The sequence below is a fragment of the Leisingera sp. XS_AS12 genome, from assembly GCF_041224635.1.
GTDB lineage: Bacteria > Pseudomonadota > Alphaproteobacteria > Rhodobacterales > Rhodobacteraceae > Leisingera.
This window is the reverse complement of sequence record NZ_JBGFGM010000128.1, coordinates 396,704-412,017: the sequence shown is the minus strand read 5'-3', so window position 1 is coordinate 412,017 and position 15,314 is coordinate 396,704. Positions and strand designations below refer to the sequence as shown.

At 64.1% G+C, this 15,314-nt stretch carries 14 protein-coding genes; 4 read left to right on the top strand and 10 right to left on the bottom strand.

From position 1 onward, the window contains the following. Positions 1 to 27 precede the first annotated feature (27 nt). The 3 genes from AB9K35_RS24005 to AB9K35_RS23995 all read right to left on the bottom strand — a co-directional run bounded on the left by AB9K35_RS24005 (position 28) and on the right by AB9K35_RS23995 (position 5,828). Complete coding sequence (locus tag AB9K35_RS24005) at positions 28 to 3,096, bottom strand: DNA translocase FtsK 4TM domain-containing protein (protein WP_369930031.1); 3,069 nt, start codon at positions 3,094 to 3,096, stop codon at positions 28 to 30. A 112-nt stretch (positions 3,097 to 3,208) separates the two neighbouring features. Beyond that, complete coding sequence (locus AB9K35_RS24000) at positions 3,209 to 4,387, bottom strand: aminotransferase class I/II-fold pyridoxal phosphate-dependent enzyme (RefSeq protein ID WP_369930029.1); 1,179 nt, start codon at positions 4,385 to 4,387, stop codon at positions 3,209 to 3,211. Between the two features lie 109 nt (positions 4,388 to 4,496). Next, positions 4,497 to 5,828 carry an amidase gene (locus AB9K35_RS23995; RefSeq protein WP_369930027.1) on the bottom strand — a complete coding sequence of 444 codons (1,332 nt, stop codon included), beginning with the start codon at positions 5,826 to 5,828 and terminating at the stop codon, positions 4,497 to 4,499. A 110-nt stretch (positions 5,829 to 5,938) separates the two neighbouring features. Between AB9K35_RS23995 and AB9K35_RS23990 the strand changes: the two genes are divergently transcribed. Then, positions 5,939 to 7,165, top strand: coding sequence for an FAD-dependent monooxygenase (locus AB9K35_RS23990; protein WP_369930024.1), 1,227 nt, complete (start codon positions 5,939 to 5,941; stop codon positions 7,163 to 7,165). Positions 7,166 to 7,194: 29 nt separating this feature from the next. Here AB9K35_RS23990 and AB9K35_RS23985 read toward each other — a convergent pair whose 3' ends face one another. From AB9K35_RS23985 to AB9K35_RS23965, 5 genes are all read right to left on the bottom strand, one after another. Further along, positions 7,195 to 7,398 (bottom strand): Trm112 family protein, encoded by a 204-nt coding sequence (locus AB9K35_RS23985; RefSeq protein WP_222454580.1) that lies wholly within the window; start codon positions 7,396 to 7,398, stop codon positions 7,195 to 7,197. Beyond that, positions 7,395 to 8,039: an LON peptidase substrate-binding domain-containing protein gene (locus AB9K35_RS23980; RefSeq protein WP_369930022.1), complete on the bottom strand. Its 645-nt coding sequence runs from the start codon at positions 8,037 to 8,039 to the stop codon at positions 7,395 to 7,397. The genes AB9K35_RS23985 and AB9K35_RS23980 overlap by 4 nt, the downstream gene beginning before the upstream one ends. A gap of 27 nt (positions 8,040 to 8,066) precedes the next feature. Then, positions 8,067 to 8,993 (bottom strand): tetratricopeptide repeat protein, encoded by a 927-nt coding sequence (locus tag AB9K35_RS23975; protein WP_369930020.1) that lies wholly within the window; start codon positions 8,991 to 8,993, stop codon positions 8,067 to 8,069. Positions 8,994 to 9,203: 210 nt separating this feature from the next. Beyond that, positions 9,204 to 9,992 (bottom strand): exodeoxyribonuclease III, encoded by a 789-nt coding sequence (locus AB9K35_RS23970; protein ID WP_222454577.1) that lies wholly within the window; start codon positions 9,990 to 9,992, stop codon positions 9,204 to 9,206. Positions 9,993 to 10,181: 189 nt separating this feature from the next. Further along, positions 10,182 to 10,868, bottom strand: coding sequence for a response regulator transcription factor (locus AB9K35_RS23965; protein ID WP_039164198.1), 687 nt, complete (start codon positions 10,866 to 10,868; stop codon positions 10,182 to 10,184). Positions 10,869 to 11,039: 171 nt separating this feature from the next. On the opposite strand from AB9K35_RS23965, the gene ribA reads away from it, so the two are divergent. Both ribA and AB9K35_RS23955 read left to right on the top strand, forming a co-directional pair. After that, the gene (gene ribA, locus AB9K35_RS23960; protein ID WP_369930015.1) at positions 11,040 to 12,128 is read left to right on the top strand and encodes a GTP cyclohydrolase II; all 1,089 of its coding nucleotides are present in this window, start codon (positions 11,040 to 11,042) and stop codon (positions 12,126 to 12,128) included. Further along, on the top strand, positions 12,128 to 12,637 hold the full coding sequence (locus AB9K35_RS23955) for a L,D-transpeptidase (protein ID WP_369930014.1): 510 nt from the start codon (positions 12,128 to 12,130) through the stop codon (positions 12,635 to 12,637). Before ribA ends, AB9K35_RS23955 begins: the two co-directional genes overlap by 1 nt. Positions 12,638 to 12,688: 51 nt before the next feature. Here the strand turns inward: AB9K35_RS23955 and AB9K35_RS23950 are convergent, their stop codons facing one another. Together AB9K35_RS23950 and AB9K35_RS23945 are read right to left on the bottom strand one after the other, a co-directional pair. Further along, positions 12,689 to 13,339, bottom strand: coding sequence for a YggS family pyridoxal phosphate-dependent enzyme (locus AB9K35_RS23950; RefSeq protein ID WP_369930012.1), 651 nt, complete (start codon positions 13,337 to 13,339; stop codon positions 12,689 to 12,691). A gap of 122 nt (positions 13,340 to 13,461) precedes the next feature. Next, positions 13,462 to 14,460 carry a porin gene (locus tag AB9K35_RS23945; protein WP_369930010.1) on the bottom strand — a complete coding sequence of 333 codons (999 nt, stop codon included), beginning with the start codon at positions 14,458 to 14,460 and terminating at the stop codon, positions 13,462 to 13,464. A gap of 293 nt (positions 14,461 to 14,753) precedes the next feature. On the opposite strand from AB9K35_RS23945, the gene AB9K35_RS23940 reads away from it, so the two are divergent. Then, positions 14,754 to 15,242, top strand: a complete 489-nt coding sequence (locus AB9K35_RS23940; protein WP_369930008.1) for a DUF3576 domain-containing protein — start codon at positions 14,754 to 14,756, stop codon at positions 15,240 to 15,242. Positions 15,243 to 15,314: the final 72 nt, after the last annotated feature.

Genomic DNA, 15,314 nt, shown 5'->3' with positions numbered 1-15,314 from the left:
ACCCGGCATCGGCAAAAATCCGACAGTTTACTGTTCGGGAACCAGAATTTCCCGCTTGCCGACGTGGTTGGCGGCAGACACGACGCCCTCGTCTTCCATCTGTTCAACCAGTCGCGCGGCCTTGTTGTACCCGATCGCCAGCTTGCGCTGGATGTAGGAGGTGGAACACTTGCGATCCTTGATGACGATGGCGACCGCCTGGTCATAAAGCGCATCCTCGCCATTGGTGTTGCCGCCCGTGTTCAGCCCCAGGACCGCATCGATATTGTCCGCCTTGTCGTCGTCGGTGCCATCCAGCACCCCGCCAACGTAATCCGGCGGACCGAACTGCTTGAGGTGGTTGACCACCTCCTCGACCTCTTCATCCGAGACGAACGGACCATGGCAACGGGTGATCTTCGCACCGCCCGCCATGTACAGCATGTCGCCCATGCCAAGGAGCTGCTCGGCGCCCATCTCGCCCAGAATGGTGCGGCTGTCGACCTTGGAGGTGACCTGGAAGGAGATCCGGGTCGGGAAGTTCGCCTTGATGGTACCGGTGATCACGTCGACCGAGGGACGCTGGGTCGCCATGATCAGGTGGATGCCCGAGGCCCGCGCCATCTGCGCCAGACGCTGGATGCAGGCCTCGATCTCCTTGCCGGCGACCATCATCAGGTCTGCCATCTCGTCGACGATGACCACGATGTAGGGCAGCGTCTTGGGCTCGAACTCTTCGGTCTCGAACACCGGCTCGCCGGTCTCGTCGTCAAAGCCGGTCTGCACGGTGCGGGAGAACATCTCGCCCTTGGACAGGGCCTCCTTCACGCGACCGTTGTAGCCGGCGATGTTGCGCACGCCCATCTTGGACATCTTGCGGTAGCGGTCCTCCATCTCGCCGACCACCCATTTCAGGGCCACGACCGCCTTTTTCGGATCGGTCACCACCGGCGACAACAGATGCGGAATGCCGTCATAGACGCTGAGTTCCAGCATCTTGGGGTCGATCATGATCAGTCGGCATTCCTCCGGCGTCAGCTTGTAAAGCAGCGACAGGATCATGGTGTTGATCGCCACCGATTTACCCGAGCCGGTGGTACCCGCGATCAGCAGGTGCGGCATCTTGGCGAGGTTCGCCACCATCGCGTCGCCGCCGATGTCCTTGCCCAGGGCCAGCGGCAGCGCGTGGTTGCCGTCGCCGAAATCACGCGACGACAGGATCTCGCGCAGGACCACCTTCTCGCGGTTCTCGTTCGGCAGTTCGATGCCAATCACGGTGCGGCCCGGCACCGTGGAGACCCGCGCCGACAGCGCCGACATGGAGCGCGCGATGTCATCGGCCAGACCGATCACGCGGCTGGCCTTCAGACCCGGCGCCGGCTCCAGCTCATACATCGTGACGACAGGGCCGGGGCGGACCGAGACGATCTCGCCCTTGACGCCGTAGTCATCCAGCACCGACTCCAGCATGCGCGCGTTCTCCTCCAGCGCTTCGTCGCTGAGGTGGTGGCGCTCTATGCTGGCCGGGTTCGTCAACAGGCTGAGCGGGGGCAGTTCGAAACCACCATCGGAATCGGCAAAGGCCAAGTCGGGTTGTGCCTCGGCCTTGGCGCGGCTGGAGGGCTGCACCGGCTTGCGCACCGGCTTTTCCACCACGGCGCGACGCGGCTCTGCAACCGGCAGTTCCATGGCGGGTCGAGCGGCCTGTTGGGGTTCCGGGGCCGCGACCGGCTCCTGTTGCGGCTGCGTTGGGCGGGCGGAGAGTTTCGGCAAGCCTTCGCTGGCCACGTGGTCCGGTGCCAGCATCGCCGCCGGGGTCGACGGCGAAGGTTGCGCAACAGCAGCCGAAGGAGAGGAGTGCGGCGCCGGCTCAAAGGGTTGAGGTTCCGCAACCGCTGAGGGCGCAGGGGGGACGGCATGTGCGGTGGGTTGCGCCACGCTCAGCGGTGGCTCCTGCCGAGGCGGCACGCCACCGGACGTCAACGGCGGCTCCGGCGGCAGCCCCCCTTGCGCCGGGCTCGCATTGAAGATCAGCGGCGCCGGGCGTCGACCGCGCCCCTTGGTCAGTGGCAGGTTCGGATCTTCCTCAGGCGGCACATCGGCAGCGCGCCGAATACGCACAGCATTGGCAATTTTTTCTGAAATCCGGTCGCGGTTGCCTTCGGCGCCATCCGTCAACGGCTCTGCGCCGTCGCCGTAAAGGGCGGTTTCAGTCGGCTCCACGGCCGGTGCGCGGCGGATCAGTCCCGGAACCCGTGCCAGCAGGCCAGGCTTGGACACTGGCGCAGCGCCGGGGTCCAGTTCGGGTGCCTGCACCAGCGGTTCCTGCTGGTACACCGTCTCGGGATAGTCTTCGAAAACATCCGGCTCGGGCTCGGCGTGCGGGTCGTACCCCGTGCCGGGCGCATCCTGGGCCGTCACCCGGTCACGCCGATAGGTCATTGCCGCCTGCAAGCCGCTGGAGGCGCCACGCCCGAGCAGGGCCGCAACAGCGCCATAGCCCAGGATCAGGCCAATCATCACCTTGTGCAGCCCCTTGCGGACCTCCGGCCAGGTGAACCCGAGCACCGTGCACCCCAACGCCAACATGCCCACCGCACTCAGCAGCGACATGATCTTGACCATGAAGTGCAAACCCACCGGCAACAGCGCCAACAATGCGCCAAGGAAGGTGTAGCCGACCATTCCCCCAAGGCCGAAATCGTAGTTCTGCTGCCATGTGGTGCTGGCGTTCAGGGTCTCCATGTGCAGGGACACCACCAGAAGCCATGGCACCGACAAAAGCAGCGGCCAGACCACCCGGTCCTCGCCCCGGTGCAGTACAAAGCGCAGCCCCCAAGCGGTCAGAAACACCGGCAGCGCCCAGCTGGCCTTGCCGAAGAGGGTAATCAGAATGAACGACACCGAGGCACCGGGACGACCCAGCCAATTCTGCACCGGCGCATCGGTGGAGACGGTCCAGTTCGGATCCTCCACCGTATAGGACCCCAGCATTGCCGCGAACATCAGCCCCGCCAGGATCAGCGCCAGACCGATCAGTTCCTTGCCGCGCTTTTCAATGGCCGCCTGCATGTTGCTGTCAAGCAGCGGGTCGCGGCTGCGGGTTTGAAATGCCATGCCTACCTCAGTTCCGTTTCTGCTCGCCCTGCCCGGCTGTTGACCGCCGGGTCACGGGTCTGTTCGTTTGTTGCTCTTGGCCGCGCGCCCCGTTCGGGCCGCGCCGCTTGGGTCAATAAAGGCAGTCCCGCAAGGCCACCAACGCCTTGCGAGTGTCCTCTGCGGGGGCAACCAGTGCCACCCGGATGTAGCCTTCGCCGGGGTTTTCGCCAGCGCCACCTTGCGCCAGATAGGCGCCGGGCAGAACCCGGATGCCGGTCTCTTGCCACAGTTTCAGCGCCACCTGCTCGCCGTTTTCGACCGGCAGCCACAGGAAGAAACCCGCCTCGGGCGGCATGTAGCCTTCAAGCCCGGCAAAGACCTCGTCCGCGATTGCGTATTTCTGCTGATAGAGCGCCCGGTTCTCGGCCACATGCGCCTCATCCGCCCAGACCTTGGCCGCGGCGGCCTGCAGTGGTCCGGGAAGGGGGGCGCCGGAATAGGCGCGCAGCTGCTTCACCCGGCGGATCGTCTCTGGACCGCCGGCAATCAGCCCAGCGCGCAGTCCCGGCAGGTTCGACCGTTTGGACAGCGAGTTGAACAGCACCACCCGTTCGGGATCCGCGCCCAGTTCCTGCGCGACGCTGAGCGCACCGGTCGGTGCCGCATCACGGTAGATTTCGGAGTAGCATTCATCGGCAAAGATGCGGAAATCGTGTTTTTCCGCCAGACGGATCAGCCGCGTCCAGTAATCGCGCGAGGCCACCGCCCCCTGCGGGTTGGCGGGCGAGCAGATATAGGCCACCGCGGTGCGGTCCAGCACGTCTGCGGGCAGACTTTCATAATCCGGCAGGTGGCCGGTGGCCGCGGTGGCGGGCACAAAGACCGGCTCTGCCGCGACCGACAGCGTGGCCACCATGTAGACCTGGTAGAAGGGGTTCGGGATCAGCACCGCGGGGCGCTGGCCGTTTTTCTGCTCCGGGCACAGGGCCATGGCGGCGTTATACAGCCCCTCGCGAGTGCCGTTCAGCGCCATCACCTGCGATTCGGGATCCATCGCCACGCCGTAGCGGCGCTGGACCCAGTCGGCCATGGCACCGCGCAGATCCGGGGTGCCGTCGTTGTTGGGATACTGGTTAAACCCGGCGGCGTTTTCGGCGATCACCTCGGTGACCCAGGCCGGAAACGCGTGTTTCGGTTCGCCAATGGTCATATGCACCACATCCCCGCCAGGGGTGTGATGGTCCAACAGCGCCCGCAGACGCGGGAATGCGTAGGCCGGCAGGTTCGAGAACCGCTCAGGAAAAGTCATGTTTTGTGCCTCGGTCACGGGATCATGGGCGCCCCGTTTGCGCCATAGGTTACAAGGGGCGGGCGGATGCGTCCACCCGCTGCATGGTCCGCCCGGCCAGATGTGGCTTTCAGGCCAAGGCGGTCTCGATCGCGGCGCCGGTGCGCAGCAGCGTTTCCTCACCGTTCGCCGCGCCCAGAACCTGCAAGCCACAGCTCGGCGTACCGGTTGGCAACGACAGACCGCAAAGCCCCATGAGGTTGCCGATCCTCGTATTGCGCAGCGCCATCAGGTTGGAGCGCACGTAGTAGTCGTGATCGCTTTGCAGCCGGTCCAGATTGGGCGGCAGAATCGGCGCAGCCGGGGTGAGAACCGCATCATACCCCGCCACCGCCTGCGCCCAGATCTTGCGCAGCCGCTCAAGCTGCTGCCATGCGGCGACGTAGTCCGCTCCGCTGAACTGCGCCCCGGAGCGGAAGCGTTCCAGGATCTCAGGATACATCAGGTGCGGCGCTTTTTCGATCACATCCTTCCACAAGCCATAGGCTTCGGTGGTGAACAGGATAGGGCTCAGCGCCATCGCGTCTTCCAGCTCCTGCACCTCCAGCGGCAGGATTTCCGCGCCAGCGTCACGCAGCCGATCCAGTGCCGCCTGATGCGCTGCGGCAACCACCGGGTCCAGATCCGCCTGCGCCACGGTCTGCAGGTCAGCAAAGCGGCGGCCGCGCAACGGGGCGGGATTGCGCAGGTCCGGGCCCGCGCGCCCTTCCAGCAACCCCAGCAGCAGTCCCGCATCCTCGACCGAGCGGGCGAGCGGACCGATGGTGTCGAACTTCAGGCACAGCGGGACCACGCCCTCCAGCGGGATCCGTCCGGCGGTGGTCTTGAGGCCGACCAGATCATTCCAGGCCGAGGGGATACGCACAGAGCCGCCAGTGTCCGACCCGATCGCCCCCGCTGCGAGGCCAAAGGCCACCGAGGCCGCCGCCCCGGAGGACGACCCGCCCGGCGCCGCCGCGGCATCGTTGATGCAGGGCGGGGTCTGCTTGACCGGGTTGTAGCCGAGGCCGGAGAACGCCAGCTCGCTCATATGGGTCTTGCCGAGGCAAACCGCGCCCATCTGGGTCGCGTTGCGCAGCACCAGCGCGTCGCGGTCCGGCACCCGCCCCTTCAAGAGGTCAGAGCCGGATTCGGTGGCCACGCCTGCACTGTCGAACAAGTCCTTCCAGCTCAGCGGCACCCCATCCAGAGGGGAGCGGCGCAGGCCCGCGCGGGCGCGCTCCTCGGCCGCCTGAGCCTCGGCCATAGCGCGGTCGGGCGTGACCTCGGTATAAATTCGTTCACGCTCGGGGTGCGCATCGATGGCATCCAGATAGCAGCGCGTCAGCGCCAGCGGGCTGATCCGGCCCTCCGCGATTCCCCGCCCCAGATCGGCAGCGGTCATTGTCAGCCAGTCTTGCATCCGCATCCCTTCCAATTCGTTTTCGGCGCGACGGTAACTCCAGCGCGCCAGTGGTACAATCCCGCCTGTGCCGCATGGACAATTCCTCCTGCAAGCGCATAGTGCGGGGCATGAAGAACATTTCGGATATCCTGATCGTGGGAGGCGGGCTGAACGGCCCGGCCCTGGCGCTGGCACTGGCACAGACCGGTCACAGCGTGACCATTGTCGATGCATTGCAGCCCGAACAGCAGGCCGAAGACGACTTTGACGGTCGCGGCTATGCTCTGGCACTGGCCTCGCAGCGGCTGTTGCAGCGAATCGGCGTCTGGCAGCACGTGGCCGATCATGCCCAGTCGATGCTGGACATCAAGGTCACCGACGGCCATGCGGGCCAGGGGCCTTCCCCCTTCTTTCTGCACTTCGACCATACCGAGCTGGAAGAAGGCCCGATGGGCTACATGGTCGAAGACCGCTTTTTGCGCCGCGCCTTCCAGAAGGCGATGAGCGAGACCCCGGGGATCTCCCGGATCAATGGCCGAAAAGTTCTATCCCAGGCCAGCGACGCCAACGCGGTTGATGTTACGCTGGATGACGGGACCGAACTGCGCGGACGGGTCCTTGTCGGGGCTGACGGACGACGCAGCGGAACCGCGCAACGCGCCGGTATCAAGCGCACGGGCTGGGATTACGGGCAAACGGCGCTGGTCTGTGCCATTCATCACGAAAAGGCGCACAACGGCGTTGCCCATCAGTTCTTCATGCCCGCCGGACCACTGGCGATTCTGCCCCTGCCCGGCAACATGTCCTCCATCGTGTGGAGCGAGCGCACCGAAACCGCAAAGGCCATCCACGCGCTGGCTGACCAGAGCTACCTGCAGGCGCTGCGACCGCGATTCGGAGATTTTCTCGGAGAGATTTCGCTGGCGGGCAAGCGGTTTACCTACCCCCTCGGGCTGAGCCTTGCCAACAGCTTCGTTGCGCCTCGTCTGGCGCTGGTGGGCGATGCCGCACATGGGATGCACCCGATCGCCGGTCAGGGGCTGAACGCAGGCTTGCGCGATGTTGGCGCCCTTGCGGAAGTTCTCACCGAGGCCACCCGCCGCGGCGAGGACATCGGGGCAATCCCGGTGCTGGAGCGTTACCAGCAGTGGCGCCGCTTTGACACTGCCACGCTGGCGGCGGCTACGGACGCCTTCAACAGGCTGTTTTCCAACGACAACCCGGTGCTGCGCCTGGGCCGCGACCTGGGGCTTGGGCTGGCAGGCGCGATTCCGGGCCTGCGCCGCAACTTCATGCGAGAAGCAGCCGGCCTCACCGGCGACCTGCCCAAGCTTCTGAAAGGCGAGATGATCTGAAGGCTAAGGCCCACGCCGCGCGCTGGCGGTCACTCCAGCGTGCGCGCCTCATCCACCAGCATCACCGGGATGCCGTTGCGGATCGGAAAGGCCAGATTGGCCGCGCGCGAGATCAATTCCTGCGCCTCGGCGTCATATTCCAGCACGGTCTGCGTCAGCGGACAGACCAGCGCCTCCAGCATCCGCCGTTCAAAAGTCGGCGTCTGCGCATCACTCGCCTTTGTTTCACTCATTGCAGGGTTTCCTCCTGAGAGCCGCCACGCAGGGCGAATTCGATCAAGGTGACCAGGGTTTCCCGCCTTGTGGCAAGGCAAGGCGCCTCAAGCAAGGCCTGTTTATCCTCGGGGTCGAACTCCAGCAGCATCGCCAATGAATTGATCAGCAGCTCATCTTCGGCCTCTCTCAGCGCTTCCCAGTCGGTTGACAGGTTCTGCGCGGCAAAGAAGCGCTCCAGAAGGTTCAGGAAGGGGCCACGATCCAGGGTCTCATCCGCTTCGCTGCGACCAAGATCGCGGTCAAATCCCTGCCAGCACACATCAAAGCGCTGATAGGGCGTGAAGCCGCTCGCCTCCTGACTGAGACGAAACCGCGAAACCCCTGACAGGGTCACCAGGTACCGGCCATCTTCGGTTTCGGAGAACTGGGTCACCCGCCCGGCGCACCCGATGCTGTGCAGCACCGTGGCCCCGTCGCGCTCACCGGGGACAGGCTGCACCATACCTATCAGGCGATGCCGCGTTTTCAGCGTATCTTCAAACATTTGCAGGTAACGCGGTTCGAAGATGTGCAACGGCAAGCGTGTCCGGGGCAGCAAAAGCGCCCCGGGCAATGGGAACACGGGTATCGTGTCCGGCAGGTCAGCGGCCTGGATCATGTTCCAGAGTGTAGTGCGGGCCGGATGTTAGGCAAATATCATCGAGCTGAGCTTGCGCCGCCCGTTCAACACCACCGGATCATTCGGCTTGAGCGCGTCGAAAATGGTGAACAGCTGGGTCTTGGCCGCGCCGTCGTTCCATTCCCTGTCACGCCGGAAGATTTCCAGCAGCTCGGCCACCGCGGCCTCGGCATCCCCGGCCGCGTGCAACGCCTGTGCGAGGTCGAAGCGCGCCTGCAGATCATCCGGGTTGGCCTCGACCGCGGCGCGCAGCTCGGTTACCGGCCCTGCGTTTTCCGCCTGCCGTGCCAAAGCGATCTGGGCATGCGCCGCCTCGATTTCCGGCGCATCGGAAATCTCTGCCGGGGCGCCGTTCAGAACTGCCTCCGCCTGGTCCAGTTCCCCGAGCGCGATGTGCGCCCGCGCAAGACCACCGTAGGCGGCCGCATTCTTGTCGTCTTCGCCGAGAATCGCGGCAAAGGTCTGCGCCGCGTCTGCCACGGCCCCTTCCGCAAGCATCTGTTCGGCCGCCTCCAGCGCCTCGCCAAGGCCACCATCCGCGCTGACGCCCGCAGCCTCGGCCACGCGCTTCACGAAGGCATCGATCTCCGAGGCCGGAATGGCCCCCTGGAACATGTCCACCGGACGCCCCTGCACAAAGGCCACAACCGCCGGAATCGACTGCAGCGGCAATCCCTGCTGCGCCAAAGCCTGCGCCAGTCGTTGGTTTTCATCGACGTTGATCTTGGCCATCGTCACCGCGCCCTTGGCCTTGGCAACCGCGGCCTCCAGCATCGGCCCGAGGGTTTTGCAGGGGCCGCACCACGGGGCCCAGAAATCGACGATAACCGGTGCCTTCATTGACGCTTCGACAACGTCCTGCATGAAGGTGGCCTCAGATACGTCCTTGATCAGATCGGCCGCCGGTGCGGCTCCGCCCAGTATTTCGCTCATCAGTCTGTTCTCCGCTTGGAACTTGCCCCCTATATGGATTCCCGCGCGCCGGAAACCAAGGGTGGAGTTAAGTCGCCGGTGTTTCCCCTATGCCACCGCCCGGGGCTGAAGGGCCGCACTGTGCGCCAGCACAGTGCCCGGCCCAACCGGGCAGGCGCCTCCGGCGGAGGCGCCGTAACGGGCGGGAGCGCCACCTGCCGACGTTGCGATCTACAGATCGAAGGTGGCAAAGACCGGCGCGTGATCGCTGGGTTTTTCCCAGCCGCGCGCACCCCGCAGAATGCGGCTGGAATGGGCCGCGTTGCGAATGTCAGGTGTCGCCCAGATGTGATCCAGGCGCCGCCCCTTGTCGGCGGCATCCCAATCCCTGGCACGGTAGCTCCACCAGCTGTAAAGCCGCCCGTCGGGGATGTCGTTGCGGGTCACGTCGCTCCAGCCGCCCGCTTCCATCACGTCACTGAAATGCTCGACTTCGATGGGCGTGTGGCTCACCACCTTCAGCAGCTTCTTGTGATCCCAGACGTCATCTTCGCGCGGTGCGATGTTCAGATCGCCCACCAGGATCGATTTTTCCGGCTTTTCCGCATGGAACCAGTCGCGCATCTCGGTCAGGTAATCCAGCTTCTGGCCGAATTTCTCGTTCTGTTCGCGGTCCGGCACATCCCCCCCCGCGGGCACGTAGAAATTGTGGATCACGGTGCCATTCTCCAGCCGCCCGGCAACGTGGCGTGCGTGGCCGAGGCCCGCGAAATCCTTGTCGCCCACGTCCTCGATCGGCAACCGCGACAGGATCGCCACCCCGTTGTAGCCCTTCTGGCCGCGCGCGATCATGTGGGTGTAGCCAAGTGCCGCGAAGCCCTCCAGCGGGATCTTCTCCACCGGGCTTTTGCACTCCTGCAGGCACAGCACATCCGGGGCTTCCTCCTGCAGAAGCTTCTGCACGATCGGCTCGCGCAGGCGGACAGAGTTGATGTTCCAGGTGGCAAGGGTGAAGGGCATTGCGGCTCTCATCATGAAATTCGGGTTGGCCGCGATACTGCCCGCCCCGGCCGCGAAGGACCAGAGCCGATTTTCCCGGCCACCGCACAAACAAAAAAGACCGGGCGCAAGGCCCGGCCAAGTCCAACAGGGAGGTGCATGCCGTAACCCGGGCATGCGCGGGATCGGTTCGCCGCTCGGTCAACCAGGTCAGGCCACCAGCCGGTAGCCCCCCGATTCCGTCACCAGAAGCCGCGCGTTGGAGGGATCCGGCTCGATCTTCTGGCGCAGGCGGTAGATGTGGGTTTCCAGCGTGTGCGTGGTAACACCGGCATTGTAGCCCCAGACCTCGTGCAGCAACACATCGCGCGGCACCACCCCATCGCTGGAGCGGTACAGGAATTTCAGGATATTGGTTTCCTTCTCCGTCAGCCGGATCTTGCGGTCGTCTTCGGTGATCAGCAGCTTCATCGACGGCTTGAAGGTGTAGGGCCCCAGCGCAAACACCGCATCCTCGGACTGTTCGTGCTGGCGCAGTTGGGCGCGGATGCGGGCCAGCAGCACCGGGAACTTGAAGGGCTTGGAGACGTAATCATTGGCGCCGGCATCCAGGCCCAGGATGGTGTCGGCATCGCTGTCATGGCCGGTCAGCATCAGAATCGGCGCCTTCACGCCCTGCTTGCGCATCAGGCGGCACAGCTCACGCCCGTCGGTGTCGGGCAGGCCGACATCCAGAATGATCAGGTCGTACAGGGCTTCCTTGGCGCGCTCCATCGCGCTTTGGCCGTTCTCCGCCTCGAAGACATCGAAATCCTCGGTCATCACCAGCTGCTCGCTCAAGGCTTCGCGCAGGTCTTCGTCGTCATCCACCAGCAGAATTTTCTTCAGTTGCGCCATTCGCTAACCCTCCTGTTCACAGGTTCACACATGCGCATCCCTTGCGCCCGCGGCAAGATATGCTGCATTACTTTCACGCCGTCGTGTCCCGCAGGCCAAAAATGTTTCACATCCGTTGCATTTGGGCGTAAGGACAGCAAGGCTTGTTACACAATAACATCGGACTGCCGCATGAGCCTGATGCCCACCACGATCGAACTTCTGGCCCGCGCGCGGGTGGATCTGCGCATGGGGCTGCCCGTGGTCTTGACCGGCGGCGGCAGCGCTGCGCTGGCCATCGCGGTCGAAGCCCTCAGCGAGCCGCGGCTGGCCGAGATGCGGGCGCTCGGCGACCTGTCCCTGGCGCTGACGGCCCGCCGGGCAGAAACGCTGAAGGCACGGATTTATGATGAGGACATCAGCCGCGTCACCGTCCCCGTGGACGAAGGGCTGACCTGGATCCAGTCGCTGGCAGACCCTGCGGATGACCTGAACGTTCCGCTGAAGGGACCGCTCACCAGCCTGCGCGGCGGCAGTGCCGACCTGCACCGGTTGGCAATCGCGCTGGTGAAATCTGCCCGGCTGCTGCCCGCCGCGGCGCTGGTGCCGCTGGAGGAACCCGCAGGATTCGCCGCCGCCCATGGCCTCACGACCATTTCCCAGTCCGCTGCCGAACCGCTGCTGACCGCGAGCTCACCGCTGCACCCGGTGGCCGCTGCCCGCCTGCCGATGGACGCGGCCGAAGCCGGGCGGCTGCATATCTTCCGCCCCGACGACGGTGCCGAGGAGCATTACGCAGTGGAAATCGGTCGTCCGGACCGCAGCAAACCGGTTCTGGCCCGCCTGCATTCGGCCTGCTTTACCGGCGACGTGCTGGGCTCACTGAAGTGCGACTGCGGCCCGCAGCTGCGCGGCGCGCTGACCCAGATGGGCGAGGCTGGATCCGGGGTTCTGCTCTACCTCAACCAGGAAGGACGCGGCATTGGCCTCGCCAACAAGATGCGCGCATATTCGCTGCAGGATCAGGGATTTGATACGGTCGAGGCCAACCACCGGCTGGGCTTCGAGGATGACGAGCGCGACTTCCGTCTGGGGGCCGCGATTTTGAAGAAGCTCGGGTTTTCCAAGGTCCGGTTGCTGACGAACAACCCCAACAAGATCGCGATGATGGAAAAGACCGGTATCGAGGTCGCGGAACGGGTTGCTCTAAAGGTTGGCGAAAACGCCCATAACCGACACTACCTTGCCACCAAGGCCAGAAAATCCGGACATATGCTGTGATGTCACCCGCCGATCTGGTGCTGACACGGTCGGGATTGCGCTTCATGGGACGGCGCTTTCCCTGCTCCATCGGCAAAGGCGGAGTGACCGGGGCCAAACGCGAGGGCGATGGCGCCACGCCCAGCGGCGTCCTTCGGATCACGGGCATGCTGTTCCGCCCAGACCGCCTGTGCCGCCCCACCTCCTGGGCCACCCCCATTGGCCCGCATGACTTGTGGTCCGACGACGCGGGAGATCCGCGGTACAACCAGCTTGTTCGGGCGCCGTACACTGGCAGTCACGAGCGGTTGCGCCGTGCGGATCCGCTGTATGATTTAGTGCTGCTCACCGATTGGAACTGGCCTAATGCCCGCGCCGGGGACGGCTCGGCCATCTTTTTGCATCAATGGCGGCGTCCGGGCTATCCGACCGAAGGGTGCATCGCCTTTTCGCGGCAGGACTTGCACTGGATTGCCGCCCGGATCGAGCCCGGCACACGGATCATCGTGCCTGGGCGCCTGGAAAGCTGACGCTCCCCAAGCCTTTTGGCAACATCCCGCAAGTCCTTAGAGGCTGCTCGCTCAGTAACTGCGCTCACCGAAAATAGCGGATCCGACGCGCACATGGGTGGCACCAAGCGCGATGGCCTTCTCGAAATCACTGCTCATGCCCATGGACAGCCCGTCCAGACCATTGCGCGCAGCGATTTTCGCCAGCAGGGCAAAATGCAGGCTCGCCTCCTCATCCACCGGCGGAATACACATCAGCCCGCGAACCGGCAAATCCAGCTCGCGGCATTCGGCGATGAAGGCATCGGCTTCGGCAGGCAGAACTCCGGCCTTCTGCGGCTCCTCGCCGGTATTCACCTGCACGAACAGATCAGGGCATTTGCCCAGTTCCTGTGCGAGCCGTGCCAGCGTCTTGGCCAGTTTGGGACGATCAACGGAATGAATGCTGTCAAACAGCTCCATCGCCTGGCGCGCCTTGTTGGTCTGCAACGGGCCGATCAGATGCAGATCAACGCCAGGAAACTGCGCCCGGAAATCAGGCCATTTTCCTGCCGCCTCCTGCACCTTGTTTTCACCAAAGCACCGATGGCCCTGCTCCAGCACGGCGGCGACGCGTTCATTCGGCTGCACCTTGGATACCGCGATCAGTTGAACGCTGCCGGGCGCACGGCCTGCCTTTTCTTCGGCCTTGGCAATTCGGGATTTGATGTCGTCAAGCGGCATGGTCGGGCCTCATGTCTGTTTTGGCGCAGAAAAACACGGATTGTGCGCAAATGTTAAGAGGCAAAAGAAAAGGGCGGGCTCCCGAAGGAACCCGCCCAAGAACCAAGGTGGTTCAGGTCAGCTTAGAAGCTGAACTGAGCACCGAAGTCTGCAACGGTCTGCGAGTCGCCGTTGCCTTCACGCTTGGTACCGATTGCGCCACGCAGGGAGACGCCGCCGCCCAGGTCATGCACGGCGCCGAGGCCGATGTGACGCTCGTCGTTGTCGCCGGAACCGTCACCGTAGGCGAAGTTCACGGAGGTCGCGGAGGACACAGCGTAGGAAGCGGACAGACCGTAGAAGGTGTCGGAGACATTGGTGTCGAAGGCACCTGCGTCATCGTTCACTTCTTCGTCACCAACGATGGCTGCAACGGACAGCGGGCCGAAGTCACCCTGCAGGGTCAGAACGGTGATTTCCTGAGACACGTCGGTGTCGGTTTCACCATATGCCAGAGCAGCAGTCACGTTGCCAAAGGTGTAGGCAGCGTGAATGTCCCAACGGTCGCCGTTGGTAGTGGTCGGGCTGTCGCCAGCAGCTTCTGCACCCGGTGCGCTGTCGTAGGCCGCTGCAACGGCGAAGTCGCCGATCGCGTAACGCGCGTACACACCGTTGTGGGTGCCACCGGTCGAGCTGTAGCCGATGAAGTCATAGTTGACACCGGAGTACATGTTGAAGGTGCCTTCCAGACCCGGCTCGAAGCCGTAGTAGCCCGGCAGGTTGTCGATGGCGCCGGCAACGTTGCCAGCTTCAACACGCAGGCCGCCGTTTTCAACGAAGAAGCGTGCGGCGTTCAGGCCAGCTTCGCCAGCTTCGCCGGTGTCAGCGTCTTCGTCAGCCTGAATACGAACACGGGCACCGAAACGAACGCCGCCATCGGTTTCTGCGTCGGCATCGATGGTCAGGCGGAAACGGCTGACGATCGCGGTGTCGGACACTTCGTTTTCGCCAGCGAACGTGTCGGTGTTACGGTCTTCAACGTAGCCCAGACCAAAACGGCCGTAGCCGGAGAAGGTCACGTCAGCGGCTGCAACGCTTGCGGTGGCGACCAGAGCGGTCGAAGCGAAGAGAATCTTTTTCATTGTTTTCCCTCGGGTTTAGATTTCCGATCTCAAACCTGCGCAACCCGCACCGATCTGAGTACGCACTCCGTGTCGCTCTTTTTGGGGGCCGGGTGCAAGCATCCTGAGAATGCGCCGCTGCAATCCCCCCCAAGTTGGTGCATGGATGCCACAGTGTCCCACAGGCGCCCGGCGCTTTACCCTATATAAAGTGCCGTGACGCCCTGTTCCTGCGGCAAGATTTGGCTTGTTGCAGGGCCAACCCTTGTCTAGGACTGTGCGCACCACATGCGAATTAAAGGAACAGGCCCGAGATGCGCTGGTTGAAGATTCTGGGAATCATTTCATTGTCCGCGGCACTCTCCGCCTGCGGTGCCCTTGGCGGCAAGGATGACCGTAAACCCGCCACCTACAATGAAAAAGTGATCGGCGGTAATCCTCGTGACCCCGAAAATGTCGAAGGCAGCAAGATCTGGGACATCTTCAAGCCCTCCACGGCGGAGCGCGAAGTCCAAGTCAACCGCTACCTGTGGACCGCCAGCCTGGATGTACTGAACTTTTTGCCGATACAGTCGGTGGACCCGTTCACCGGGCTGATCGTCACCGGCTATGGTACCCCGCCGGGCGGGGGGCGCGCCTACCGCGCCACCGTGCACATCAAGGACCCGGCGCTGGATGCACGTTCGCTGAGCGTTGCGCTGCAGTCCAAGGGTGGACCGGTCAGCGCCAGCACCACGCGCGCCGTCGAAGACGCGATTCTGTCCCGCGCCCGGCAGCTAAGGATCGCGGACAAGAAGTTCTGACCCGCTGCGCACTGGAAACAACAGCCAAACCCCATTATCAGAAGCGCCGGGCCATTCGCCCGGCGTTTTCAT